This is a genomic window from Micromonospora sp. NPDC049204 (assembly GCF_040647935.1).
Lineage (GTDB): Bacteria > Actinomycetota > Actinomycetes > Mycobacteriales > Micromonosporaceae > Micromonospora.
Genome location: NZ_JBEZDC010000005.1, coordinates 273,974 through 299,031, shown reverse-complemented (window position 1 = coordinate 299,031; position 25,058 = coordinate 273,974). Strand labels below are relative to the sequence as shown.

At 72.5% G+C, this 25,058-nt stretch carries 21 protein-coding genes and 1 riboswitch; of the genes, 11 read left to right on the top strand and 10 right to left on the bottom strand.

Annotation, left to right across the window (positions count from 1 at the left end):
* Positions 1–95: 95 nt before the first annotated feature.
* Positions 96–1,265: a glycosyltransferase gene (locus tag AB0A90_RS12800; protein ID WP_357245841.1), complete on the bottom strand. Its 1,170-nt coding sequence runs from the start codon at positions 1,263–1,265 to the stop codon at positions 96–98.
* Between the two features lie 276 nt (positions 1,266–1,541).
* Between AB0A90_RS12800 and AB0A90_RS12795 the strand changes: the two genes are divergently transcribed.
* The 4 genes from AB0A90_RS12795 (at position 1,542) to AB0A90_RS12780 (ending at position 6,073) form a co-directional block, all read left to right on the top strand.
* On the top strand, positions 1,542–2,753 hold the full coding sequence (locus AB0A90_RS12795; protein WP_357245839.1) for an acyltransferase: 1,212 nt from the start codon (positions 1,542–1,544) through the stop codon (positions 2,751–2,753).
* A 172-nt stretch (positions 2,754–2,925) separates the two neighbouring features.
* Complete coding sequence (locus AB0A90_RS12790) at positions 2,926–3,696, top strand: hypothetical protein (protein ID WP_357245836.1); 771 nt, start codon at positions 2,926–2,928, stop codon at positions 3,694–3,696.
* Between the two features lie 283 nt (positions 3,697–3,979).
* Positions 3,980–4,121: riboswitch (cyclic di-AMP (ydaO/yuaA leader) on the top strand.
* Positions 4,122–4,352: 231 nt separating this feature from the next.
* Entirely contained in the window at positions 4,353–5,201 is an 849-nt protein-coding gene (locus tag AB0A90_RS12785) for a C39 family peptidase (RefSeq protein WP_357245834.1), read from the top strand.
* Positions 5,202–5,326: 125 nt separating this feature from the next.
* Positions 5,327–6,073 carry an alpha/beta fold hydrolase gene (locus AB0A90_RS12780; protein ID WP_357245831.1) on the top strand — a complete coding sequence of 249 codons (747 nt, stop codon included), beginning with the start codon at positions 5,327–5,329 and terminating at the stop codon, positions 6,071–6,073.
* 22 nt (positions 6,074–6,095) lie between these two features.
* On the opposite strand, the gene AB0A90_RS12775 is transcribed toward AB0A90_RS12780, so the two are convergent.
* From AB0A90_RS12775 to AB0A90_RS12760, 4 genes are all read right to left on the bottom strand, one after another.
* Positions 6,096–7,784, bottom strand: a complete 1,689-nt coding sequence (locus AB0A90_RS12775) for a CDP-glycerol glycerophosphotransferase family protein (RefSeq protein WP_357245829.1) — start codon at positions 7,782–7,784, stop codon at positions 6,096–6,098.
* Positions 7,785–7,818: 34 nt separating this feature from the next.
* Entirely contained in the window at positions 7,819–9,330 is a 1,512-nt protein-coding gene (locus tag AB0A90_RS12770) for a bifunctional cytidylyltransferase/SDR family oxidoreductase (protein WP_357245826.1), read from the bottom strand.
* A 145-nt stretch (positions 9,331–9,475) separates the two neighbouring features.
* The gene (locus AB0A90_RS12765; protein ID WP_357246181.1) at positions 9,476–10,252 is read right to left on the bottom strand and encodes an ABC transporter ATP-binding protein; all 777 of its coding nucleotides are present in this window, start codon (positions 10,250–10,252) and stop codon (positions 9,476–9,478) included.
* Positions 10,253–10,286: 34 nt separating this feature from the next.
* Positions 10,287–11,180: an ABC transporter permease gene (locus AB0A90_RS12760; RefSeq protein WP_357245823.1), complete on the bottom strand. Its 894-nt coding sequence runs from the start codon at positions 11,178–11,180 to the stop codon at positions 10,287–10,289.
* 178 nt (positions 11,181–11,358) lie between these two features.
* Here AB0A90_RS12760 and AB0A90_RS12755 point away from each other — a divergent pair, with 178 nt between their 5' ends.
* The 3 genes from AB0A90_RS12755 to AB0A90_RS12745 all read left to right on the top strand — a co-directional run bounded on the left by AB0A90_RS12755 (position 11,359) and on the right by AB0A90_RS12745 (position 16,216).
* On the top strand, positions 11,359–11,997 hold the full coding sequence (locus AB0A90_RS12755; protein ID WP_357245820.1) for a TetR/AcrR family transcriptional regulator: 639 nt from the start codon (positions 11,359–11,361) through the stop codon (positions 11,995–11,997).
* 138 nt (positions 11,998–12,135) lie between these two features.
* Complete coding sequence (locus tag AB0A90_RS12750) at positions 12,136–14,244, top strand: DUF6077 domain-containing protein (protein WP_357245817.1); 2,109 nt, start codon at positions 12,136–12,138, stop codon at positions 14,242–14,244.
* A gap of 280 nt (positions 14,245–14,524) precedes the next feature.
* Complete coding sequence (locus AB0A90_RS12745) at positions 14,525–16,216, top strand: CDP-glycerol glycerophosphotransferase family protein (protein WP_357246179.1); 1,692 nt, start codon at positions 14,525–14,527, stop codon at positions 16,214–16,216.
* An 84-nt stretch (positions 16,217–16,300) separates the two neighbouring features.
* Here AB0A90_RS12745 and AB0A90_RS12740 read toward each other — a convergent pair whose 3' ends face one another.
* Complete coding sequence (locus AB0A90_RS12740) at positions 16,301–16,639, bottom strand: DUF952 domain-containing protein (protein ID WP_357245814.1); 339 nt, start codon at positions 16,637–16,639, stop codon at positions 16,301–16,303.
* A gap of 113 nt (positions 16,640–16,752) precedes the next feature.
* Here AB0A90_RS12740 and AB0A90_RS12735 point away from each other — a divergent pair, with 113 nt between their 5' ends.
* The 3 genes from AB0A90_RS12735 (at position 16,753) to AB0A90_RS12725 (ending at position 19,280) form a co-directional block, all read left to right on the top strand.
* Positions 16,753–17,064, top strand: a complete 312-nt coding sequence (locus AB0A90_RS12735) for a hypothetical protein (protein ID WP_355031047.1) — start codon at positions 16,753–16,755, stop codon at positions 17,062–17,064.
* Between the two features lie 83 nt (positions 17,065–17,147).
* Positions 17,148–17,804: a response regulator transcription factor gene (locus tag AB0A90_RS12730; RefSeq protein WP_357245811.1), complete on the top strand. Its 657-nt coding sequence runs from the start codon at positions 17,148–17,150 to the stop codon at positions 17,802–17,804.
* Positions 17,805–17,813: 9 nt separating this feature from the next.
* Positions 17,814–19,280 carry a sensor histidine kinase gene (locus AB0A90_RS12725; RefSeq protein WP_357245808.1) on the top strand — a complete coding sequence of 489 codons (1,467 nt, stop codon included), beginning with the start codon at positions 17,814–17,816 and terminating at the stop codon, positions 19,278–19,280.
* Between the two features lie 9 nt (positions 19,281–19,289).
* On the opposite strand, the gene AB0A90_RS12720 is transcribed toward AB0A90_RS12725, so the two are convergent.
* The 4 genes from AB0A90_RS12720 to AB0A90_RS12705 all read right to left on the bottom strand — a co-directional run bounded on the left by AB0A90_RS12720 (position 19,290) and on the right by AB0A90_RS12705 (position 23,567).
* A complete protein-coding gene (locus AB0A90_RS12720) occupies positions 19,290–20,207 on the bottom strand; it encodes a TAXI family TRAP transporter solute-binding subunit (RefSeq protein WP_357246176.1) in 918 nt (305 codons plus the stop codon).
* 127 nt (positions 20,208–20,334) lie between these two features.
* On the bottom strand, positions 20,335–20,991 hold the full coding sequence (locus AB0A90_RS12715) for a hypothetical protein (RefSeq protein WP_357245805.1): 657 nt from the start codon (positions 20,989–20,991) through the stop codon (positions 20,335–20,337).
* A gap of 107 nt (positions 20,992–21,098) precedes the next feature.
* Positions 21,099–21,896 carry a peroxide stress protein YaaA gene (gene yaaA, locus AB0A90_RS12710; protein ID WP_357245802.1) on the bottom strand — a complete coding sequence of 266 codons (798 nt, stop codon included), beginning with the start codon at positions 21,894–21,896 and terminating at the stop codon, positions 21,099–21,101.
* A 51-nt stretch (positions 21,897–21,947) separates the two neighbouring features.
* Entirely contained in the window at positions 21,948–23,567 is a 1,620-nt protein-coding gene (locus AB0A90_RS12705; protein ID WP_357245799.1) for a hypothetical protein, read from the bottom strand.
* 173 nt (positions 23,568–23,740) lie between these two features.
* Here AB0A90_RS12705 and AB0A90_RS12700 point away from each other — a divergent pair, with 173 nt between their 5' ends.
* Positions 23,741–24,781 carry a phosphatase domain-containing protein gene (locus AB0A90_RS12700; protein ID WP_357065533.1) on the top strand — a complete coding sequence of 347 codons (1,041 nt, stop codon included), beginning with the start codon at positions 23,741–23,743 and terminating at the stop codon, positions 24,779–24,781.
* Positions 24,782–25,058: the final 277 nt, after the last annotated feature.

The window sequence follows — 25,058 nt, the reverse complement described above, 5'->3', positions numbered from 1 at the left end:
AGGTATGCCCGCACCCGCGTGCGGTGGTGCTGCTGTCGTCGTCCACCCGGCGGGTGAACGACCTGGAAAATCCGCGTGCTGTGCGCTGGTCGCGGTCACGGCAGTCGACCCCCGGCCAGCGCGTCCCGCCGCTCCGTCGCGATCCCGCCGCCCCGCGTCGTCGCGACGTCCGCCCCTCGACCCGGGTCCTCGTCGGCGGTGACCGGACCGGCTCCGGCGCCGGCCCCACCGGCCGGGCCGCCGCGGCGTAGGCGACCGGCGATCCGGTGCGCCTGGCGCAGCGCCGAGTACGCCAGCCAGTCACCGCGACCGACGAGGCGGTGCTTGAGCCCGGTCGCCCCGGCGGGCAGCGGATAGCCGCCGGTGGGCAGGTACCGGCGGTAGTGCTCGGCGGCCCGGTGGAAGAAGTCCCGCCGCAGGTGCGGGTGCAACCGGTCGTCGTTGCCCACCACCACCAGGTAGTGGCTGATCATCAGCTGGAACAGTTCGGCCTGCAACCGCTCGTCCGGGTGCCTGCGGGCGACCCAGTCCAGCAGGCGCTCGTACTGGGCGAAGGCGTCGAAGTGCCGGCCACTGCGGGTGGAGGTGATCGCGCCCTGTCGGCCCTGCCGGTACAGGTAGCAGACCCGGTTCAGCACGGAGATCTTCTCCGCGCCGATCAGCAGCGGATGGCTGAACGGGATGTCCTCGTACCAGCCGGGGAAGAACCGCAGCTCCAACCGGTCCAGGAAGTCCCGGCGGACCACCTTGTTCCAGGCGGTGTGCTGCACCCGCAGCAGTTGCGGCTGGTCGTCCAGGCGGGTCACGCCGGCGATCCCGTGCAGCAGGTGACTGCTCGCGTCGATCTCCCGCCGGCCGTCCTCGTGCACCCGCAGGTGGTCGAGCATCAGCACGTCGGGCTGGTGCTGGCGCAGCCGGTCCAGCACGGCCGCGATCGTGCCCGTCGGCACCCAGTCGTCGCTGTCGATGAACCAGACGTACCGGCCGGTGGCCACGTCGAGCCCGGCGTTGCGGGCCAGACCCAGACCCACGTTGCTGCTCAGGTGCACGACGCGGACGCGGTCGTGGCCGGCGGCGTACGAGCGGAGCATGTCGCCGCAGCCGTCCGGGGAGGCGTCGTCGACGGCGATCAACTCGACCGCGTCCGACTCCCCGGCCGGGATGTCGGCCCGGATCGACTCGAGGCACTGGTACAGGTACGCCTCGACGCCGTACACGGGCACGACGATGCTCAGCAGCGGTGCGTGCGTCGGCTCATTGACCACGCCCGCCACCTTCGACGACCCGGATGGCCGGCCCCGGAACCGCGCGTGACCGCGGATGGTGGAGTCGCTGAACTCCCGCCCAGCAGAAGGTTAACGCCGGCCGGCGGGACCAGGCCCGCGACGGGCGGGACTCGTCCGGTTCACCCGGGAGTGACCCGGTAGGGTGCCCCGGTGCGGCCCCGCCGGGCCGTCGCGGGCGTCGCCGTCGTGCCGTCCACGCCGCGCCGAGGAGGATACGAACGTGCTGGTGACCCTGCCAAGCCTCGGTATCCGCCGATGACGAGCGCCGCCGCGGCGTCGACCGCCCGGCCCGCCCCCGCACCGTCCCGGCTGCCCTCGCTGACCGGGCTGCGCTGGATCGCCGCGCTGCTGGTCTTCGGGTTCCACGCGGGCACCATGCGGATCATCGCCGAGCCGGACGTCAAGGCCGTTGTCGACAAGGTGTTCAGCCTCGGCCTGTCCGGGGTGCAGTTCTTCTTCATCCTCAGCGGGTTCGTGCTGGTCTGGTCGGCCCGCCCCGGCGACTCCCGGCGCACCTTCTGGCGGCGACGGGTTGCCAAGATCTACCCCAACCACCTGGTGCTGTTCATGGCGACGGTGCTTGTCGCCTGGTGGTTCGCCGACCCGGTCCTGCCGGCCGCCGCGCTGGAGAACCTGCTGCTGTTGCAGGCCTGGGACCCCCGGCCGGGCTGGTTCTACAGCATCAACACGGTGAGCTGGTCGCTGTCCTGCGAGTTCTTCTTCTATCTCTGCCTACCGCTGGTGCTGCCGCTGCTGCGCCGGGCCCGGCCGAAGCTGCTCTGGGCGCTGGTCGTCGCGATGCCACTGCTGATCCTCGCGCTCTGGCCGGCCCAACACCTGGTGCCGGAGGTGAGCCGGTGGTGGTTCACCCAGATCTTCCCGCCGGTCCGGTCGCTGGAGTTCTGGTTGGGCGCGGTGGCGGCCGAGCTGATGCGCCGGGGTCTCTGGCGTGGCCCCGGGCTGACCTGGGCCAGCGTCATCTTCGTGGGCGTCTGGGCAGCGGCCGCGCAGTGGATTCCCGCGGAGTTGTGGACCACGCTGCTCGCGGTCGCGTACCTGTTGGTGATCACCGCCGCCGCGGACGCGGACGTGCGGGACCGGCGGTCGCCGTGGCGGTCGCGGCCGCTGGTCTGGCTCGGTGAGGTCTCCTTCGCCTTCTACCTGGTCCACGTGCTGGTGATGACGAGCGTGCTGCGCTTCACCGGCGACTGGGGGATCGGCTTCGAGGGGTGGCGCGGGCCGGCCGTGGTGCTCGGCTTCCTGCTGGTGACCCTGCTCCTCGCCGCGCTGCTGCATCGCTACGTCGAAACCCCGATGATGCGCCGGCTCGCGCCGCGCCGCCCGGCCCGATCGGCGTCCGTCCCCGGACAACGCACGGCCGGAACCCGGGCCACCGGCGACGTCGCCCCCGACACCGGCGGACCCGACCAGACCGACAGTCGATCAACGTACGCGGACACCCGCTGACACCGTCCACCCTGGTCAGGGGGCTCGGCGCGGCGCGCCTCGACACGCCCGCGGTCGATGCGCCCAGGTCGGCACGACGGTAGCGTGGGGACGTGGCTTCCGGTCGCGCTCACCGTGGCCAGGTGGCCGACGGGGCTCCCCATCGCTCTGCTTCCTCAGCGAGGTGCCGACCATGGAGACCACCGTCTTCTACCAGTTCGTAACCGAGGTACCGCAGGCCGCTGCCATCTGGTCGGCCCTGTTCCTGCTGGCGCTCGGCGTGCTCGCCGTGCTTGTCGCCCGGCCCGAAGAGGACCGGCCCACCGCCGACCCGTCCCCGGCCGTGCCGACCGCGCGTGAGGTGGCGGCGGCCGCGATCGTCGACCGGCGCCGGTACGCCGAGGAGGTGGCCGTCGCGGCGGCCGGCGCGGCCCGGACGGCCCAGCGGCGACGCGATGCCTGGCTGGCCAGTCAGGAGCAGGCCGAACGCGCCTGGGCGCGCTACGACGAGGCGGACACCGCCGCGCGCCGCTTCGCGGGGTCCGGGGCGCTGCCCAGCCCGGCCACGCCCCGCACCCCCGCCGAGTACGCCGCCCGGGAGCGCTACCTGCACCGCGCGGCCACGGCGGCGTACTGGCGGGGCGACCTGAGCATGGCGCAGCTCAGCGACGTGTTCGGGCACCGGCACGGCTGGGATCCCCGGCGGCACCCGGTCGAGCAGGAAGCGCTGCTCAGCCGGTCGATCCGGGACGCGAGACGGGCCGACCACCAGGCCGCCGCCAGCGCGGAGCGGGCCGCCTGGCGGGCTGCGGAACTGGCCGCCGAGTCGGCGCGCACCCTTGCCGAGGAGGCGTGCGCGGCAACGGCCCGGCTGCGGCCGAGTCGGGCACCCGCCCGCCGGCTGGTGCGCGGGGCGGCCCGTCCCGCCGTGGTGGCACGCTGGCGCCCGGCCCGCGCGGGTTGAGCCCGATCTGTTGTGTGAGCCCGGTCACGGAATGTGGAATCGGGCGTCCGGCACGTTCGGCGCGATTGTTCCCGGGATTCTGACCGCAGTTTCGGCGACCTGTCCGGTTGTCGCCCACAGGCGTCACCGTAACCGCTTGTCCCATCGAGTCACATCAGCGGCAGAACGCGCAGAAATTGTCGCGCCGATTCGGGTTTACGCAGGTGAACCTGGCTTGGCATGGTGTGAACGGGCCAGTAGTGTCGTCCCGTCCGGTGCGGTAACCGATCGCAACAGGCGACGCCGCGCCGACCCGCTCAATCGTCATGAACGAACCGGGGACCCATCAGTACGTCCGGGGTGAATCCGCGAGCCACGGCCCGCGGTAGGGCGATCTTCCCGCCCGAATCCGTCAGCTAACCCGGTAGGCGGTGTCGGAAGGAGTTCCATCCTCGTGCAGCACCTCTCCACCCCTCGGCTGTTCCCTCGCCTCCACGGCACAGCGGTGCCCCCGCTCATCCGTCCAGTGACGGTGAGCTGACCCCCCGGGTCATCGCCTCACCGCCCGGCCACGCCGGGCGTTCCCCTGAGCGGTTCACCACCCGCGGACCACCGTCCGCGCGATGGCGCCTGCCCGGATACCGGTCCGGCCCCGGTGTGCCGCTCTCCCCCCGACCGTGGAGGACCCCGTGAAGCACACCATGCAGCGTCAGCTCCGCCGCCTCGCGACCGAGCGCCCGTACCAGATCGTCGCCGCCTCCGCCGCGGCCCTCGTGCTCGCCGCCACCACCGGCACCCTGCTCGCCACCGCCGACGACGCGCCGGCCGGCCAGCGCACCGCGACCACTGTCGCCGAGATGCGCACCGACGTCGCCGCCTCCCGGGGCGAGGTGCGGGACGCGTCTCCGTCGGCGAGCGCCGCGCCGAGCAGCGCCGCCCCGGCCACCAGCGCCGCGGCGCCCGCCGCCAAGGCCAGCAGCAACCCGGACCTGACCCGGAAGCCGGAGCGGCCGAAGCCGCCCGCGACAAAGGTGCTCGACTACGAGTACGAGGCGCAGAACACGTACTACAACTGCGGCCCGGCGGCCACCCGCAACGCGCTCAGCGCCACCGGGATCGACCGGACCCAGGAGGAACTCGGCGCCGAACTGGGCACCACCGAGATGGGCACCAACTCGGCCGAGGACACCACCCGGGTGCTCAACGCCGAGGTGAAGGGCTCCCCGTACCGGACCCGGATGTTCGTCGGCGCGCCCAGCCCGGCGCAGATGGACCGCCTCCAGGCCGACGTCGTCAAGGCCATCACCGACGGCCGCGGCGTGGTCGCCAACGTCGTCGGGGACGCCACCGACACCGACGGCTCCTGGCACTCCTACGGCGGCGGCCACTACATCGCCGTCGTGGGTTACAAGGACAACGGCCGCACGGTACGTATCGCCGACTCGGCGAACCCGGCCGACCCGTCGTACTGGGTCACCACCATCGACCTGGCCAACTGGATCGCCAGCCGGGGCTACTCCGCCTGACCCGGCACGCTGACCGCCACGGGCGCCGTCCCTCACGAGGGGCCGGCGCCCGTCGCGTCCTCCACGGCGGTACGCCCCCGTCGACGACTCTCGTCCCTGGCCGTGAACCGTGGGAGACTGCGGCCGTGGTGGATGAATCGGGTGGTCACGCCGGTCGACGGCCGGTCCTGCTGCTGTTGCACGGCCTGGGGGCCACCGGTGACGTGTGGTTGCCCTGGGCGCCGTACCTGGAGCAACACTGGCCCGGCCGGTGGCTGGCACCGGACCTCGCGGGCCACGGCTGGGCGTCGCCGCTGCCGTCGTACTCCTTCGCCGGCTTCGCCGAGCGGATCGCGCCGGCCCTCGCCCCCGACGACCGGCTCGTCGTGCTCGGGCACTCGCTGGGTGGCGTGGTGGGCCTCGCGTTGGCCGCGCGCGACGCCGGTATGCCGGTGGACGCGGTGGTCGGCTTGGGGATCAAGGCGCTCTGGTCGCCCGCCGAACTGGAACGGGCCGCCGAACTGGCCGCCCGCCCGGTGAGCTGGTTCGCCAGCCGTACCGAGGCGGCCCGCCGCTACCTGCGCGTCTCCGGGCTGGCCGGCCTGCTCCCGCCGGACCACCCGGTGGTGGACGCCGGCCTCCGTCAGGTCGACGGCCGGTGGCGGCTCGCCATGGATCCGAACGCCTTCGCCGTCGGCGAGCCCGACCTGACCGGACTGCTGACGGCGACCGACGTACCGGTGCTGCTGGCGCGCGGCGAGCACGACCCGATGGTCACCGACGCGCAGCTCAAGGAGTACGGCGTGCCGGTCGCCACGCTGCCCGGTCTCGGGCACAACGCGCACGTGGAGAACCCGGCGGCCGTGCTGGCGCTGCTCGACGCGTACCGCTGAGGGTTTGGGCCGTCAGCCCGGGTCAGGCGAGGGGGGAGAGCTGCGGCGAGCGTTCGGCCGCGGGGTCCTCCGACGCCGTCAGCTCCCGGCGCGCGGCGGTCAGGAACGCCTCGGCGTACGACGTGGCGGGGAAGTCACCCAGGTAACGCCGGCGGGTGGCCCAGCGCTCCGCGGCCAGCGGGTCGGTGTCCAGCAGCGCGGTCAACACCTCGTCCACGTTGGACAGATCGCGGCGCAGCACGTAACCCGACGCGGCCAGCGGGAACCGCTCGGTGAACCGGTCGCCCTCGTCGCCCATGTCGGTGACCGCGTACGGCTTGCTGGAGTAGAGGTAGTCCGAGATCACCCCGGACACGTCGGAGATCAGCGCGTCGGACCGGTTCACGCACTCGGTCAGGCTCAGCTCGCGGGCCGTCGCACCGACGACGTGCTGGCGTCCGCTGCGGGCACGATCGGCGACGAGCATCTCGGTCAGCCGGCCCAACTGCCGTGCCGAGGCCGGGTTCTGCGCCGTGTACGGGTGGGACCGCAGGATCACCGTCGCGCCGCGCTCCAGCAGCCGCCGCAGCAGCCCCTCGGCGACCGGCAGCGAGCAGTAGTCGGCGTCGGCGTGGTGCCCGGTCCAGGTCGGGGTGTAGAGCACGGTCGGCGTCGTCAACCCCCGGGCCGGCTCGGGGCGTACCTCGATCGACTCCACCTGCGGGCGGCCCACCACCACGAACTTGTCCGCCGGGATCCGCACCCCGGCGCGGGCGTACCTGTCGATCGCCGCCGGGCCGGCCACGAAGATCCGGTCGAAGATCCCGGACACCGGGTTGGCGCTCGGCGCCTTGTCGCTGTCGCCGTGGTGCAACTGGACGTGGGTGAGCTGGGTGAAGCGGATGCAGTGGCTGTTCTTCGCGCCGTGGTTGACGTAGAACGCCGCCCGCAGGCTCGGCACCAGCGCCTCGTCCATGGCCCGCAGGGTGGGGCAGTAGACCACCGGCGCGTCGGTGGCCGCGGCGATCGGGGCCAGGAACTCCGGCTCGCGCAGCACGACCAGGAACGGCCGGCCGATTCGCTCCAGGTACGGCAGCCACATGGTGACCTGGTATTCCGAGCCGGGCGGCGCGGAGAAGTAGAGCAGGAACTCCGGTTGGTGCCGGCGCAGTGCCCGGGCCGCCGGCCCGCCGCCGGCTCCCGGCCGGAACCGCCGCCGGGCCAGGTCCAGGGCGACCACTCCGGTGCCCGCGGCGACCAGCAGGCTGGCGGCCAACGCCACGCCGGCCGGCAGGGTGAGCGCGGCGGCGAGCGCCAGGACGGCGAGCAGCCCGAGCAGGGCGGTGCCGAGCCGGTCGGCGATCAGTGGCGTCCAGGCCCGGACCGGCAGGTTGGCCGTGCGGATCTCCAGGTTGCCGGCGGTACGCAGGGGCCCCACCAGCAGCACCAGTCCCAGCAGCACCAGCGCGGTGGCGACGAGCGTGAGGTGGAGCCCGTCGTCCAACCGCCGGGAGTAACCGACCAGGATCGCGGCCGCGATCAGCGTCGTCTCCGCGACGAGGTCGGCGTTGGGCCGGATCCGCTGCTCGGCGGCCGAGGCGGCCAGCGCGGCGACGGCCAGCGCCAGCCCCCAGCCGGTGGCGCCGGTGAGCGCCAGCACGGCAAAGGCCAGCACGGCCAGTCCGGTGCTCAGGCACCGGGCGGCCAGCTTTCGGACCAGGTCGCCGCGCATGTCGCTCCGTTCGTGGTTCCGCCGCCGGCCGGGGTCAGTTCGTCGACGCCGCGCCGACCGGCGCGTCGACCTGACCGGTCTGGGCCGGCACGCTCGGCGTGGGACCGTCGCCGGGCGCTCGGCGTACGTCGATGACCTGGCCGGTCAGGTCGGAGATCAGCACGTCGAGTGACGACTGGGCGACGGCCTCGGCGGCGAGCAGGGTGTGCTCCGGCTCCTCGCCGAAGGCCCGCGTGCGCATCGGCGTGGCGGTGCGCTCCGGGTTGATGCAGTTGACGCGGACGCCGACGTCGGCCCACTCGTCGGCGAGCGCCTGGGTGAGGTTGACCAGGGCCGCCTTGGTGGCCGAGTACAGCGCGTAGCGGGCTCGCCCCCGGGTGTAGGAGCTGGACGTGTAGAGCAGCAGTTGGCCCTTGGTCTGCTGGAGGTAGGGCAGCGCCTGCCGGGCGATGGTCACCGGGCCGACGAAGTTGACCTGGAGTACCCGGTCCATCGTCTCCTCGTCCATCTCGGCGAGGGCGCCCTTCTCCAGCACCCCGGCGGTGACCACCACGTGGTCGATCCGGCCGGTGGCCTCGAAGGCGGTCGTCAGCGCGGCCTCGACGTCGGCGGCCCGCTCCACGTGGGTGCCGGTGCTGGAACGGCTGAACGGGAAGACCTGTGCGCCGTAGCGTCGGGCCAGCTCGGCCAGTTCGTGACCGATGCCGTAGCTGCCGCCGAACACGACGATGGTGCGGCCGGTCAGCTCCTCCGAGTAGCTGCGGTGGTCGGTCAGCCGGGGCGCCTGCGCCGCGGCGAGCTGGAAGAGCTTGTCCGCCAGGTGCACGTCGACCGGGTGGGTGACCTTGATGTTCTCGTCCGAGCCGTCGATCACCTTGATCGGGGTGCCGGGCAGGTAGCGCAGCACCACGCCGCAGTCGTCGGTGGCGGCGAAGTCCTTGTCGTTCTCGGCGATCCGGTACGCCTCCCGGATGGTGGGGGAGCGGAACGCCTGCGGGGTCTGCCCGCGGCGCAGCCGGGAGCGTACCGGGATGTCGGTGATGCAGTCGTTGTCGTCCACCTGGATGATCGTGTCGGCGGACGGGATGGCCACGTCCACGGCGTCGTACGTCCAGAGCGCGTTGACGCACTCGCGCACGATCCGCCCGCTGAGCAGTGGGCGTACCGCGTCGTGGAAGAGGATGTTGCAGTCCTCCGGGCCGACCGCGTCCAGCGCGATGCGGGTGGTGGCGTTGCGGGTGTCACCGCCCTCGATCACCTTGGTGACCTTGCGCAGGCCGGCCTTCTCGACGATCTGCCGGGCGTCGTCGACGTGGCCGGTCGCCATCAGCACGATGATCTCGTCGATCTCCGGTGCCGCCTCGAAGACCGCCAGGGTGTGCTCGATGATCGGCTTGCCGGCGATCTTGAGTAGCTGCTTGGGGATGCCGAGGCCCAACCGGGTCCCGGTGCCGCCGGCCAGAACCACGGCCACCGTCCGCGAGGGCCGCCACGGCGTCGGGGTCTCCGCTGCGGCGTCCGGGCCAGTGGTCTGGTCCTGCGTCATTGCCGGATCCTCACTCTCAGGGATGCGTTAACGGAAGGTTCCGCCCGAGCGGCGACGGAATGAACCTTAACGCGCGGACCGCGCCGCCCCAACGCGGGCGACGCGGTCCATGGCGCCGTGTCGATGCCGGGTGTTCGCCGGCGCTCTACTTGCTGTTCGCGTACGCCTCGTAGGCCCGGATGACCTCGTCGGTGGGTCCGTCCATCCGCAGGACGCCCGATTCCAGCCAGATCGTTCGTTCGCAGGTGTCGCGGACCGAGGAGAGTTGGTGGCTGACGAGGAACACCGTGCCCGCGCCCTCCCGCAGCTCCCGTACCCGCTGCTCGCTGCGCTTGCGGAAGCCCTTGTCACCGGTGGCGAGCGCCTCGTCGATGAGCAGCACGTCATGCTTCTTCGCGGCGGCGATGGAGAACCGCAGCCGGGCCGCCATCCCCGAGGAGTACGTCCGCATCGGCAGGCTGGCGAAGTCGCCCCGGTCGTTGATCCCGGAGAACTCGATGATGCCGGCGGCCTGCTGGGCCACGTCGTCCGGGTGCATGCCCATGGCCAGGCAACCGAGGGTGACGTTGCGCTCGCCGGAGAGGTCGTTGAGCAGGGCGGCGTTCACCCCCAGCAGCGACGGTTGTCCCTGGGTGTGGATCGCGCCCCGGTTGACCGGCAGCAGGCCGGCGATGGCCCGCAGGATGGTGGACTTGCCGGAGCCGTTGCTGCCGATCAGCCCGATCGCCTCACCCCGGTACGCGGTGAAGGAGACACCCTTGACCGCGTGCACCTCCCGGATGTTCGGAGCGTTGGTGCGCTTGACCAGCCGGCGCAGCGCGGCCACCGGGGTGGTGCCACCGCCGGCGCCCTGGTGCACCCGGTAGATGATGTGCGCGTCGTCGACCACCACGGTCGGGATGCGCTCCTGCGTCGACGTCATCGTCGCGGTCGCCTCGGTGGGGGCCTCGAAGTGCTCAACCACGGCCGTACTCCTGTTCGCCGCGCCAGAAGTAGATGAAACCGCCCAAGCCGGCGAGCAGTGCCCACCCGCCGCCGACCAGCCAGAGCTGGGCCAGCGACTCGTTGAGCAGCGGTGCTTCCTCCAGCAGCGTGTACCGCGCGAGCTCGATGTAGACGAGCAGCGGGTTGTACTGCACGAGCGTCGTCGCCCAGCTCGGCAGCTGCTCGAAGAGACTGACGCTGTAGAGGACGCCGGAGCCGTACATCCAGGTGCGCATGATGAACGGCATGACCTGCTTCAGGTCGCTCGACTTGCTGCCCAACCGCGCCGCCACGAGGACGACGCCGGCGTTGAACACCGCCTGTAGGAGCAGGGCCGGCACCAGCAGCAGCCACTCCAGCGTGATCGGTTCCCCGGTGACCAGCACGATGCCGATCAGCACCACCATCGACGCCAGCAGTTGCTGGAACTGGGTCATTGTCGTGGACAGCGGCAGGCTGGCCCGGGGGAAGTGCAGCGCCCGGATCAGCCCCAGGTTGCTGCTGATCGACTGGGTGCCGGCCAGGACCGCGCTCTGGGTGAAGTTGAAGATGAACAACCCGGTGGTCAGGTAGGCGATGTAGTTCGGAATCTCGTTCTGACTCAGCACCACCCCGAAGATCAGGTAGTAGACCGCCGCGTTGGTCAGCGGGGTGAGCACCTGCCAGAGCTGGCCCAGCTTGGCGTTGCTGTAAGAGGCGACCAGCTTGGCGTTGGCGTACGCGGCGATGAAGTGCCGGTAGGCCCACAATTGGCGGCTGTACTCGACGAGGGTCGGTCGCTCACCGGCGACCCGTAGCCCGTGCCGAGCGGCCAGCTGCGCCTGGGTCAGGCCCGTGTCGGGGTCGACCAGCGCGGTGGTGGCCATGGAAATGGCGCTCCGATCTTTCGTGCAGACGGGTGGCTCACGACGATGGAATCCTAGTGGGAGATGTGCGCGGGGCGCCGCCTCGTCGCTGCGAGGACAGTAGTCCGAAACACGTCGGGACGCAACCGTATCGTCGTTGCGCTACCCTGGGCACCGTGACCTGCGATAAGAGTCCCTGGTGACCACCGAGAAGAGGCGCGCCCCGGCCGGTGCGGCAGTGCTCCGTGGCGAGATCACCACGGCCATCCGGCGTGCGCTGACGCAGGAGCTCGCCGCGGTCGGCTACGGCCGGCTCTCCATCGAGGCGGTGGCGCGTCGTGCCGGTGTCAGCAAGACCGCGATCTACCGGCGGTGGAACTCCAAGCTCGACCTGGTGCTGGAGATCGTCGCCGCGGCGGCCCACGGCAAGCTGCCGGCCCTGGACACCGGCACCCTGCGCGGCGACCTCGCCCTGCTGTTCCAGGCGGTGGCACACGCGCTGCGCCACCCGCTGGCGTCGCAGATCATCCCGGACCTGCTGGCCGAGGCGGCGCGCAACCCCAGCATCGACGCGACCCTGCGGCAGGTGCTGCACGCCCGTCAGCAGGAGATCGGCGGTCGCCTGGTCGCCCGCGCCGTGCAGCGCGGCGAACTGCCCACCGACACCGACCCGGACGCGGCGGTCGACCTCATCGTGGGCCCGCTCTACTGGCGGCTGGCCATCGCCCGTCTCCCGCTCACCGACAGCTACCTCGACAACCTGGTCGAATCCGTGGCCGCCGGGCTCGGCGCCGACAGCGCCCTACCCCGTCCCCGAACAGCCCCGATATCGGGTTGACCAGCCTCCGACACTCCGCCTCCCGCAGCGGCGGTCCCGCTGTCCGATTCCGCTACGCTGCCCCCTGACCCCCGGCCGGTCACCGGTCAGACATCCGCTTCTCGCCCCCAACCCGCCGCCGGACGACAAGGACGCCCCGTGACGCAAGTCGAAGACGCTGTTGTGGCCTCAGCGGCAGGCAGCCAGAAGGACACCCCGAGCGCGGGTGCCCGACCCGGACGGGGCCGCGGTCTGATCGGGCGGTTCAACGCCGCGGTGGCGGCCGCACCCGTGGTGTGCACCGACGCGGCGGTGGTGAGTTTCGCCATCTGGACGCTGCTCTACCACCTCAACCTCGGCCTCGACCTGCGCCCGTCCGTCGTCTTCCTCATCTGGGTCGTCCTGCAGCCGGTCGCGGCGTACGCGGCCTGGCGGCTGCGCCGTCACGACCCGGTGGCGCGGCAGGCCGACGACGAGGCCGCCCCCGCCCCGACCGAGGTGCCCGCCGACCGCGCGGCGCTGCTGCGTCGGTACGCGCTGCCGGTCGGTGCCGCACTCGGCGCGGCGTTGTTCGCCGCCCTCGGTCGTGGCGCGGTGAGTTGGTGGTTGGCCGCCGGGCTCGGCCTGGTCTCGGTCGTCTCCGCCTGGCTGACCCTGCCCCGCCGCGGCGGGGCGACCGACGCGGTCGCCGCGCCGGCCGGCCAGCGGACCACCCCCGTGCAGGGGTACGTGGTCATCGTCGTGTCCCTGGCCGCCGCCTACTTCGCCACGTTGATCGACCGGGTGTCGCTCGACGATGTCTTCTACGTCGGCAAGTCGGTCTGGGTCGCCGACCGGGACAACATCCCGTTCAAGGACTTCCTGTTCACCGAGGGCGTGCTGCCGGGCGGTTCGGCGAACCCGCCGCTGCCCTCCTTCGAGGTGTTCATCGGGGCGCTCGCCCGCGCCCTGCACGTGCACACGGCGTCGGTGATGTGGTACCTGCTCCTGCCGGTGCTGGCCGTCTTCGCGGTCTTCGCGCTGTGGCGGCTCGTGCTGCGCTGGGCCCCGCGACGCCCGCTCGTCGCGTTCGGCGTCGCGGCGGCCTACATCCTGCTCGTGGCCTACTACGCCGACGCCCTGAACACCTACCACCTACCCCGGCTGACCCAGGGCAAGAGCGTGTTCGTCCACGCGCTGATCCCACTCGCCTGGGTGTACCTCACCGACTACCTGGAGCACCGCTCGCGGCGGGCACTGCTCCTGCTCACCCTGCTCTCCGTCGCTGCTGTCGGCTACACCACCACCGCGGTCTTCCTGCTGCCGCTGCTCGCCGCGGCGGCCGGCGCGGTGCTGCTCGCCACGCGGCGCACGCGCGAGGCCATCGTGTGCTTCGCGGTCCTCTCGGTCTACCCCCTGCTGTCCGGCGTGCTCGTCCAGGTCCTGCGCGGTGGGGTGGAGGAGGCCGCCGCGACGTACTCCCCGCTGTTGCCGCTGCGGACCATCTACGAGCTGACGCTGTGGCTCGGCGTCCTCGGCGTGATCGGTGGGCTCGCCGTCTGGTGGTCGCCCCTCCTGCTCCGTCGCGGTGTGCCGCAGCAACTGGCCGCCGGCGCCGCGCTGGCGACCACGGTGCTGATGGTCCCCGGCGTGTTGAAGTTCGGCGGTGATCTCAGCGGACTGACGGCCGTGCTCTGGCGGGTGCCGTGGATCCTGCCCGTGCCGGCGCTCGTCGGCGTCCTCGCGGTCATCCGCCTGCCCGGGCTGGCCCGGACGAGCCGGGTCCTCGCCTTCGCCCTTCCCGTCGTCCTGGTGTTCCTCTTCTTCACCCAGGGAAAGCCGATGTGGGAGGGGCAGGTGATCCAGACGACGCCGACCTGGCGGATGCCGGAGAACCGCAAGGCCGCCTCCTTCTGGATCGAGAGGCTGGACCGCCCCGCCGGCCTGGTCCTCGCACCGTCGTCGGTGATGCGGTCGCTTCCGCAGGTCACCTCGGAGGTCCGCGTGGTGCTGCCCCGCGACCTGTATCTCACCGACTACGGACCCGAGACGCCGTTCGCGCAGGACAGGCTGCTGCTGGCGAGGTTCGCCGACGGCACGGAGCCCGTCTCCGTTCCCGCGGTCGCCGAGGCTATGGCCAGGGTCGGCGTGGGCATGGTGTGCCTGTGGAAGGGCAACACCGCCAGCGCGGCGGCGACTCCCGCCCTGGGGCTGACGCCCTTCGCGTCGCGCAAGGCGCCGGGCGCGATGGTCTGCTATCGCCCCGGCTCGCCCACCGGCGGATCCTGAGGCGGGTCGGGTTGGCGGTCGGTTTGGTCGGTTTTCCGTACGGATACCCGCTCGATACCATCAGGCGGTCTCGCGTTAGGGTCGCAGGCACGTTCGTCCGCCGAGGGCTGCCGTGACGGGACGAGCGTCCACCAGGGGCTTCGGTCTCGGCTCCTGGTCCGCGCAGACCCAGCCCAACCCGATACGGAAATCGTAGGGAGCGAACTCGTTGTTCGGCACGTTCTCAGGTCGCATCGGAGTGGCCGCCAGCGCCGCGCTGCTGGTGCTGGCCTACCTGGTCATGCTCGTCGCGGGTGTCTTCGGCTGGGTGGGCCTGTTCGCCGTCGCCGGACTGGCCGCCGTGATCGGCGAGTTCGCCGCCGCCCGCTGGTCGCCGACGTCGCAGCTGTTGCTGGAGAAGGTGGGTCTGCACTGGTCGTACCGGCAGCTGACCCGGGACCTCGCGGCCGTGCTGCTCGTCGCCGCCGAGGTGCGGCTCAGCAGCGGTGAGCTGACCCTGCTGCTCGCGCTGCCGGCCTTGGTGTGGGTCGTGTCGGTCTTCGCCGGGGCGCTCTCCGTCATGATCGAGCGTCGTAACCCACTCTCCGCCATGGTGCGCAACATCGAGTTGGGTGAGCTGCGCTCCGCTCCCCAACTGCCGGGCTGGGTGGCGACGGTGGCCGGTGACCGGATGCCGCTGCTCAACCTGCTTCTGGTCCCGGCCGCCGTGGCCGCGGCGGTGCGACACGACCTGACGCCGTTCTTCGCCGCCGCCGCGGTGGCGGTCGTGGCGACCGGTGTGGTGGGCGCCATCACCGCGCTGACCTGGCTGCGGGGTCGGGGCCGGAGCACGGGGGAGGGCCCGCTGCTGCCCGCCGTGCAGCGGTGGCTGGACAACTACCGGCCCGAGGTGGCGCTCTACTTCGCCGGGCCGGCCAAGGACGTCTACCAGGCCAACATGTGGCTCGCCCCGACCGAGGCGCTCCAGCAGCGCGCGGTGGTGCTGCTGCGCAGCCGGGACGCGTTCCTCGAGTTGGCCGACACCCGGCTGCCGGTGATCTGCGTACCGACCGGTGTCGACTTCATGAACCTCGATCTGCGCAACATCCGTGCGGCGCTCTACGCCGCGAACGTCGGCGCGAACATCCACATGCTGCGTGAGCCGAGCACCAAGCACGTCTTCGTGGGGCACGGCGACAGCGACAAGCAGGCGAGCGTCAACCCGTACAGCAAGGTGTACGACGAGGTCTGGGTCGCCGGCCTGGCCGGCCGGGAGCGTTACGCCCGAGCCGGTGTGGGTGTCCTCGACTCGGACATCGTCGAGATCGGCCGCCCGCAGCTCGCCGGTGTGCACACCTTCGGTGCCGAGTCGGTGGACCGGCCGTTCACCGTGCTCTACGCCCCCACCTGGGAGGGCTGGCTCGACGACGACCCGTACCACACCTCGCTGGTGCTGATGGGCGAGCGGATCGTCAAGGGACTGCTCGCCACGACGCCCCGGCTGCGCCTGATCTACAAGCCGCACCCGCTCACCGGGTCGCGGTCCCGGGCGGCCAGGGCGGTGCACGACCGGGTCGTGGCGGCCATCCGCGCCGCCGGCGGCGACCCGAACGCGTCCTCCCTGGACGGCACCGCGCACCTGGTGGTCACCGGCCGCACCCCGGCGCTGTTCGACTGCTTCAACCAGACCGACCTGCTGATCAGCGACGTGTCCAGTGTGGTCTCCGACTTCGTGCAGAGCCAGCGGCCGTACGTGGTGGCCAACCCGTCCGGCCTGTCGGAGGACGACTTCCGCCGGGAGTACCCGACGGCTCGGGCCGCGTACCTGCTCTCCAAGGACTGCGGTGAGCTGGAGAAGATCGTGGCACTGACCCGGGCCGGCGACGACCCGATGACCGAGGCCCGCCGGGAGCTGAAGACCTACCTGCTCGGTCCGGCCGAGGCGAACCCGATGGACCGGTTCCAGGAGGAGATCTCCCGGCTCTGCCGCTGAGCACTGTTGTGCGGCTCAGCCGCTGAGCCCTCCGTTGTGCGTTGCGCGCCCGGCCCGACATCGCTCGGGCCGGGCGCGACCGGTTCAACCCAGCAGGGCGGCCACCGCGTCGGCGGCCGGAGTGTCCGCCGGCAACGCCTGCGCCGCGACGACCGCCGCGACCGGCAGCGGGCCGTACACGTGTGGAAAGAGTTGCCCGCCGCGCGACGGTTCCCACCGCAGCGCGTCACCCAGTCGCTCCTCCTCGACGCTGAGCAGGGTCAACCCGGTCGCCCCGGCGAAGTGCCGCCGCGCCGTCTCCACCACCTGGTCACCGCCGGAGAGGTGGATGAAGCCGTCCTGCCGGTCCACGGCGGAGCCGGCGAAGGCGCCGGCGGCGAGGGCGTCGTCCCATTCCGTGGTCGACAACAGTTTGTAGATCACCACCGCAGCCTACGGGGACGCCGGCGGCCCGCTCGCCCGGTTTTCGCCGGTACCGCCGCGCCCGTCGCCCCGGGCCGGGCATGCTCAGGTCACGGGCCGCGGAGGGATGGGCGATGCAGAGCTACGACGACGACTGGACCGACAGTCAGCGCGCGCTGTACGACGAGTGCTACCGGGCTGGCGGCGAGTGGGCCGAAGATCCGGACACTCCGTCCGATGACGTACAGCACGTGATCAACCTGGCCGAGGCGGACGACGACGCCTTCAACGACGCCGAGATCGACTACCCGCCTCTGGTCGACGCGGTCACCCAGGCCAGCGGGGTCACCGTCACCAGCGTGCCGGCCAGCCACGAGGACCCGGGTTTCCGCGGCTTCACCGACGGCGTCCGGGACGCCACCGCCGACGACGTCTTCGGCTTGTAGGTCCGACCCGACACGCGGCTTCCCGCCGGGCGTGCGCTTCTGCCACCATTCGCAGAACAGCGCTGCGACGAACGGGGGCACGGGTGCGGATCCTGCTGGTGGAGGACGACCGCCGGGTGGCCGCCGCGCTCTCCTCCGCCCTGACCCGCCGGGGCTACGAGGTCGAGCACGCCGCCACCGTCGCGGCCGCGCTCTCCGCCGCCCCGTGTGACCTGGTGCTGCTCGATCTGACCCTGCCCGACGGCGACGGCACCGACCTGTGCCGGGAGTTGCGCCGGCGGAGCAGCCAGCTCGGCATCATCGCGGTGACCGCCCGCGGTGAGGAACGCGACCGGGTGCTGGGCCTGCGTCTCGGCGCCGACGACTACGTCGTCAAGCCGTTCTCGATGGTGGAGTTGCAGGCCCGGATCGAGGCGGTGCTGCGCCGGGCCGCGAACGCCACACCGGAGCGGCACGTCATCCAGGCCGGTTCGGTGCGCATCGACGTGGCCGCTCGGACGGTGGCCGTGGACGGCCGCGCCGTCACGTTGACCCGCAAGGAGTTCGACGTGCTGCTCTCGTTGGCCCGCCAACCGGGGGTGGCGGTGCCCCGCGACCGCATCCTGCTGGACGCCTGGGGCACCACCTGGGCCGACCGGCACACCGTCGAGGTGCACGTCGGGTCCCTGCGCGGCAAACTCGGCGACGCCCGCCTGGTGGAGACCGTCCGTGGCGTCGGCTACCGGCTGCGCGACGCGTGAGGGGCTGACGTGCGTCGTCGACTGGTGATCAGCTATCTGCTGCTGATGGTGCTCGTCCTCATCGCGTTGGAGACGCCGCTGGCGGCCACCATGGCCAGCCGCGAAACCGAACAGGTCCGGGCCGACCGGCTCGCCGACGCGACCCGGTTCGCCTCGCTGGCCGGGCCCGCGCTGCGCGACGGTGGACCGGGTCCGATCGAGTCGGAGCTGACCAGCTACGACGACCTGTACGGGATCGGCGCCGCGATCGTCGACCGGGACCGGAGCACCCTGTTCGCGTCGCCCCGGTACCAACCCGGCCCGGGGACCGCGGCGACGCTGGACATGGCGCTGGCCGGGCAGCAGACGAGCGCCCCGGAGTCGGTCTGGCCGTGGAGGACCGGCCCGGTGGTGGTGGCGGTGCCGATCAACGACGGTGGTGAGGTGCTCGGCGCGGTGGTGATCGTGACCCCGGCCGACCCGATCCGCCGGGAGGTCGCCGTGTGGTGGTCACTGCTCGCCCTGGCCGGCCTGCTCGCCGTGCTGGCCTGCGTGCTCACCGCGTTCGGGCTGGCGGGTTGGGTGCTGCGCCCGGTCACCGAGCTGGACGCGGTCACCCACGAGATCGCCGAGGGCGACCGGGGCGCCCGGGTGCAGCACCGCCTGGGTCCGCCGGAGCTGCGTCGCCTCGCGGCCAGCTTCAACCACATGGCGGACGTGGTCTCCGACGTGATGGACCGGCAGCGCGCCTTCGTCGCGCACGCCAGCCACCAACTGCGCAACCCGCTCACCGCGCTGCGGCTGCGGGTGGAGGAACTGGGTCCCAGTCTCACCGACCCGGAGGGCCGCGCGGAGCACCAGCTGGCCCTGGAGGAGACCGATCGGCTGGCGTTGGTGCTCGACGCGCTGCTGACCCTCGCCCGCGCCGAACGGGAGGAGAACGAGAGGGTCACCGTCGACGCCGCCGCGGTGGCCGCGTCCCGGGTGTCCGCGTGGGCGCCGCTGGCCCGGCACCGTTCGGTCACGTTGCGGCTGACCAGCACCGACGCCCCGGCGTACGCGCAGACCGTGCCGACCGCCGTCGACCAGGCGCTGGACGCGCTCATCGACAACGCGGTGAAGTTCAGCGGGGCGGGCGGGGCGGTGACGGTGACCGTGGCCCGCCGCGACGACGGGGTGGCCCTGGAGGTGCGCGACTCCGGCCCGGGCATGACGGGCAGTCAGCTCGGCCAGGCGACCGAGCGGTTCTGGCGGGCGCCGGACGCGCAGAACGTGGAGGGCGCGGGGCTCGGCCTGACCATCGCCGCCGTGCTGGTGGACGCGTCTGACGGACGGCTCACCATGCGCCCGGGGGAGACGCGCGGGCTGGTCGCGGCCCTGTGGTTTCCCGCCCCGGACCAGGACCCGGCGACCGAGCCGGTGGACGGCGAGCCGGCGGACGACGAGCCGGTGGACGACGAGCCGGCCACCGACCGCCGGCCCACCCTGACGCGGTAGCACCCGCCGTCAGGGTTTGTCCTCCCGGTACCAGGCGGCGGCGCCGGGGTGCAACGTCAGCGGCGCGGTGGCGATCGCCGAGCGAGGGCTCATCCGCCCCGCCGCGGGATGCGCGGCGGCCAGCTCGGCCCGCCCGTCCATCAGCAGGCGGGTCACCTCTCGGACCAACGACTCCGGCAGGCTGGCGCTGACGATCAGATAGTTCGGGTCGGCCACCGTGGTCACCGCGTCCACCCCGTACACCGAGCGGGGGATGTCCCGGGAGACGTACACCTGGCCGTAGCGTGAGCGCAGCCGCTCGGTCCAGTCGCTGAGGTCCACGATCCGGGTGGCACGCTGCCGGGCCAGGTTCTCGATGCCCCACACCGGCAGCCCACCGGAGAAGAAGAACGCGTCGATCTGCCCCGAGCGCAGCGCCTCCACCGAGTCGTCCAGGCCGAGCCGCGTACGGCGTACCGCGTCGCCACCGAGGTCGGCCACCTCCAGCAGCCTCGTCGTGGTGATCTCGGTGCCCGATCGGGGTGCGCCGACGGAGACCCGCCGGCCTCGCAGGTCGTCGAGTGTGCGCACCGGCCCTCCACTCGTGGTAACCAGGTGGAGTTGGTCGTCGTACACCCGGGCGATCGCCTTGACCGAGCTGCTTTCCTCGGCGTTCGCCGGCAGCACGTCGGCCTGGGTGAAGCCCAGCTCCGCGCTGCCGGAGCGGACCAGCTGGACGTTCTCCGCGGAGGCGGCGGTGACCACCACGCGGGCGTCGACGTCGGGCAGTTCCCGGTTGAGGATGGCCGCGAGCGACTGCCCGAACGCGTAGTAGACGGCGGTGGGGCTGCCGGTGGCGATCCGGATCAGCACCTGCTCGGTGGGGGCGTCCTGGCAACCGGCGGTGCTCGTGGTCGCGGTCAGCAGCACCGTCAACAGGGCCGCCAGTCCCGCGGCATGACGCCGGGGCCGGCGGGATGAGGTACGTCTCACGCGGTGCACTGTGCGCCGTCGGACCGGTGCGCGCAACCTCCCTGCCGACAGGTGTGCCGAGTGGGTGTGGACCGAGCGCCGGTCAGCAGGTCGGGCGGGCCGGCTCCAGCGCCGCGTTGCTCAGGATCCGCGCCCGGTCCGGACCGTCGGCCACGCTGACCAGAAAACAGCCGGTGCCCGCTCGAAGCCGGGCCGGGACGTCGAGCACGGCGGCGCTGCGAATCAGCACGGCAGCCAACTCCCGGTCGGTGAGCCGAACGCCGAGGATGTGTCGGCGAACGTGTCGGCCGGCGGCCAGCAGCGCCGACCGCCAGGCCGCCGCCGCGAGTCGGGTCACCAACTGCCGGCGGGCCGGCGAGGTGCCGGGGGGTGGGCCGCCCAGCAGCGCGCGCCGCCCCTGCCACCAGCCCGCCTCCAACAGCCGGGCGTACGTGTCCTGCTGCTCCTGGGGCACCCAGAGCCGGTGCAGTTCGTAGCGGCGGCGCAGGCCCCCGACGGCGACCTCGTGCGTGACCGGAATATCCAGGCGGGCGAGCAACTGCCGCATCCGCTGCGCGGCGTCCTCCCGGTTGAACTCCACCCCCGGCGCGTGCGCCGGGTTCGGCCGGGCGGTGGTCGGCGGCGGCGTGCAGCGCAGCAGGCAGGCGGCCTCGAACGCGTCGCCGAGCGTCAGCCAGTCCAGCGGGGGCGGCGGCGCCGACGAGCGCGGCCGGTCGAGCAGGGCGGTTTCGCGGGTCAACGAAGGCTCCCTCGTCGGAGTCTGGGTGCCCCTACCGTGGCCCCTGCTTCGTCGTTACGGAACTCTTCCGGCCCAGCCTTGAGCAAATCTTGCGACTGTTCGCACCGCTACAGGTCGGTGACCACCAGGTCCACCTGACGCACCCGGCCCGGCGCGGCGGCCTGCTCCTCGACCGTGTACTTCAACTCCCGCAGCGTGCCGAGCAGCTCCGCCGCCGAGCGCGGTCTGGCGCCGGCGACGAGGAGATCACGGACCAGCCGGCCCTTGGTCGCCTTGTTGAAGTGGCTGACCACAGAGCGGACCGGCACGCCGTCGACCTCCCGCTCGTGCAGCACCCGCACGCTGACGGTCCGTTCGGCCAGCCCTCCCCGCGGCGTCCAGGTGGCCGCGTACGCGCCGGAGCGCAGGTCCAGCACCGGACCGCGGCCGGCGGCGGCGTCCAACGCCTGCGTCAGCTCCCCACGCCAGTACGCCGACAACGCCCCGACGCCCGGCAGGCGGGCGCCGATCGGGCAGCGGTACGGGGGGATCCGGTCCGCCAGCCGGACCGCGCCCCACAGCCCGGAGCTGATCAGGATCGACCGACGGGCCGCCCGCTGCGCCGCGACCGGCAACGAGGTCAGCTCCAGCGCCTCGTAGAGCACCCCGGTGTAGAGCCGTTCCGCCGGCGCGGTGGCCGCCTCCCGCAGCCGGGCGTTGCGGCGCAGCTCGTCCCGCTGGCCCTCGCTGAGGCCGAGCGCCGCCCGCGCCGTCGCCTCGTCCGGCCCAGCGCTCAGCGCCACCAGCGCGTCCACCACCCGCTCCCGGGCCGGGTTCAGCTCGGGCAGCGAGAGCCGGTCCGGGGCCCAGCGCCGCCCGGTGCCGGCGTCGGCCTTGCCCTCCGAGGGCGGCAGCAGGATGAGCATCGGGTCTCCTCGACGGGCGGGACGGCGGCCCGGCCAGCGTACGACCCGCCCTCAGCGCCAGGGCCGCACCGGGGTCTCGGGGTGGTACACGCGATAGCCGCCCACCTCGCGCACCGGTGTGGCGTCGGCTCGGTCGGCGAGCAGCCGGCGCAGCCGCCGATCCATCGGGGAACCGGCCTCCACCACGTAGCCGGGCCGTGGAGCCCGCCCGACCTGCCGCCAGTACGGCCGGTAGCGGTTCTGCCCGGGGGACAGGTCACCGTCGAGCACCGCGCAGACCACCGTCTCGTCCGTGTTGAAGATCAGTCGGTTGCAGGTCCAGTAGTCCCCGTACACCTCGTGGGGTCCGTCGGCGCGCAGCGCGGCGGCCAACTCCCGGGCCTGGCGTTCCTCGGTCCGCGAGGCGGCGGTGCCGGTGGCCGCGAAGAGCACGGTGACCACGAGCGTGGTGGCGGTCAGAGCGACGAGCGCGGCGGCGGACAGCGCTCCGGTGAACCGCCCCAGCACGCTGCTGGTGCCCCGCCAGGCGGTCAGCGCCGCCACCCAGAGCGGCCAGAGCACCGCCGGCAGCGACAGTTGCAGCACCGACAGGTAGCGGGCGTTGTCCAGTGGGCTGGTCGCGGCGAGCGGACTGCGGACGTACGACAACAGGGTCAACGCGGCACCGGCGACCAGCGCGAGTTGTACGACCGGCCCGACCCGCTCCCCGCGCGGGCTCGCGCCGGCCCGGCGGTACGCGAGCACCGCGAGCACCGCGCCGACCAGCAGCAGCAGCGGATACACCACCCCGAACCACTGTTGCCAGCGTCCGCAGCCGTCCACCGGGCAGAGCCCGTGCGCCAGCGGCACTCCCTCCAGCAGGCCGCCCCGGAGCCGCTCCGACCACGGCGGCGACGGCCCCGCCTTGGTGCTGACCTCCCGGAACACGGTCCACGAGTCCTCACCCGGCCCGGCGCGCAGGTTGTCCCAGACCATCGGCGCGATCCCGACCACGACGCCCGCCACCAGCAGCAGGCCGGACCAGCCGAGAAGCTCGCGCCGCAGCGCCCACACCAGCGCCAGCCCGGCCACCGCCAGGTACGGCAGGATCAGCCAGTCCGACCAGGCGGCGAGCCCGACGAGCAGGCCGAACAGCGCGACGGCGAGCCGCCGACGGCGTACGGTGCCGGTCGCCAGCCCCACCGTGATCAGCAGCATCAGCAGCACCGCCGGCTTCACCTCCGGCCGTCCCCCGACGACGGTGAGCTGGTCGCGGACCACCCGCTCACCACCGAGCGCGAGCAGGCCCACCACGAAGGTGGCGAACCAGGGCGCGCAGAGCCGGCGGGTCAGCCGGTGGATCAGGTAGAGGAACAGCGCGTACAGCGCGAGCATCGGCAGCCGCAACACCGGCCAGCTCGGCCCGGCCACCGCCACCAGCGGCGCGGCCAGGTACGACTCCAACATCCCCATGTAGTGCTGGCCGTACAGGAAGACCGGGCGTTCCCGGCCCTGCCCGATGTGCAGCGCGGCGAGGCCGAAGGTGGCCTCGTCGCTGTTCGACACCGGCACCGTGTACAGCGTCAGGACCAGCCGGTAGACGACCCCGGCCAGCCCGAACAGCAGCGCGACGAGCGCCGGCCGGTCGAGTCGCGGGCGCCATCGCCCACGGTGCTGCTCTGGATGCGACACGACCAACGCCCCCGTCGTCGTCCCGACCGGAGTGTTTCACGACCGGACGGGCCGCCGAGGTGGATCGGCGCAGCCGGGGTTGTCTGGGCCGGCTCCGCGGTGGCCGGGCCGCAGCGGCACGGCCGGGGTCGGCTCGCGTGGCCGTGGCTGTCAACGTGTGGCAGGGTTGGCGCGTGCCACCCACTCCCGCCGGTCAACTGGCCGTTCCGAACCTGCACCGGGCTGCGCGGATCGAGGACGCCGTGCACCAGCTCGTCCAGCGCCGGCTGCGGCGAACCGGCTGGCGGGTCAACATCGTCGCCTACACCGGTTACGGCGCCCCGGGCTGGGTGCGGGTGATGTGTCGGGTGCTGCTGGGCCGACCGGACACCCGGCAGCGGGGTCGGCTCGACAAGGTCCGGGGCTGGCGCAGCTTCACCACCCTGCCCAACAAGCACGTCACGGTGACCATCGAGGCCGGTGGGGTACGGCACGAGACGCAGGCCGACCGCAGCGGCTTCGTCGACACACTCGTCGAGGCCGACCTGCCACCCGGCTGGGGCACGGTCCGGCTCAGCGTTCCGGACGCCGAGCCGGTCGACGCGCCGGTGCGCATCCTCGACCCGGAGGTCAAGTTCGGCATCATCTCCGACATCGACGACACGGTGATGGTGACCGCGCTGCCCCGACCGCTGCTCGCCGCGTGGAACACGTTCGTGCTCGACGAGCACGCCCGCAACGCCGTGCCCGGCATGGCCGTGCTCTACGAGCGGCTGGTCACCGCGCACCCCGGCGCGCCGGTCTTCTACCTCTCCACCGGCGCGTGGAACGTGGCGCCCACCCTGACCCGCTTCCTGTCCCGGCACCTCTACCCGGCCGGGCCGCTGCTGCTCACCGACTGGGGGCCGACCGCCGACCGCTGGTTCCGCAGCGGAATGGAACACAAGCGGGTCACCCTGGCCCGGCTGGCCCGGGAGTTCCCCGACGTGCGCTGGCTGCTGGTCGGCGACGACGGCCAGCACGACCAGGAGATCTACCGGGAGTTCGCCGCCGCCCACCCGGAGAACGTCGCCGGGGTGGCGATCCGCCGGCTCTCCCCGACGCAGTCCGTGCTGGCCGGCACCCTGCCCGCCCCGGCGGGTCGCCCGTCGTCGGGGCCGGTGGGGCAGAAGTGGCTGTCCGCGCCGGACGGCGCCGGCCTGTGGCAACTGCTGCGCGACGCCAACCTGGTCTGAGCGCAACTCTCGCCGGCATCCGAGAATTGCAGCGCTGGCTACGCCCAACGGCCATTCATTGTTCACCTACATCAGCGCTGGGTTGCTATTCGCTGTTTACCTTGGCCAGATCGGCGCCGGGGCGAATCGGATCCGCGAGCGGAGTTTGATCGGCGGGCGGGCGAGCGGCAATACCTGTATGCGTCGAACCGTCCAAAAGAAGATCAATGTGCGATTGAAGACTTCTCACTCTCTGGTGTTCGTCATTGATCGAAGTGGTGGTTGATCCTTAAGCTGG

Coding starts and splice junctions, on each gene's coding strand:
- yaaA (WP_357245802.1), bottom strand. CDS start 21,896: ATGCTCATCCTGCTGCCGCCCTCGGAGGGCAAGGCCGACGCCGGCACC.
- AB0A90_RS12745 (WP_357246179.1), top strand. CDS start 14,525: ATGCTCGTCGCGGGTGTCTTCGGCTGGGTGGGCCTGTTCGCCGTCGCC.
- AB0A90_RS12765 (WP_357246181.1), bottom strand. CDS start 10,252: ATGACGTCGACGCAGGAGCGCATCCCGACCGTGGTGGTCGACGACGCG.
- AB0A90_RS12775 (WP_357245829.1), bottom strand. CDS start 7,784: ATGCGCGGCGACCTGGTCCGAAAGCTGGCCGCCCGGTGCCTGAGCACC.
- AB0A90_RS12795 (WP_357245839.1), top strand. CDS start 1,542: ATGACGAGCGCCGCCGCGGCGTCGACCGCCCGGCCCGCCCCCGCACCG.
- AB0A90_RS12790 (WP_357245836.1), top strand. CDS start 2,926: ATGGAGACCACCGTCTTCTACCAGTTCGTAACCGAGGTACCGCAGGCC.
- AB0A90_RS12770 (WP_357245826.1), bottom strand. CDS start 9,330: ATGACGCAGGACCAGACCACTGGCCCGGACGCCGCAGCGGAGACCCCG.
- AB0A90_RS12735 (WP_355031047.1), top strand. CDS start 16,753: ATGCAGAGCTACGACGACGACTGGACCGACAGTCAGCGCGCGCTGTAC.
- AB0A90_RS12760 (WP_357245823.1), bottom strand. CDS start 11,180: ATGGCCACCACCGCGCTGGTCGACCCCGACACGGGCCTGACCCAGGCG.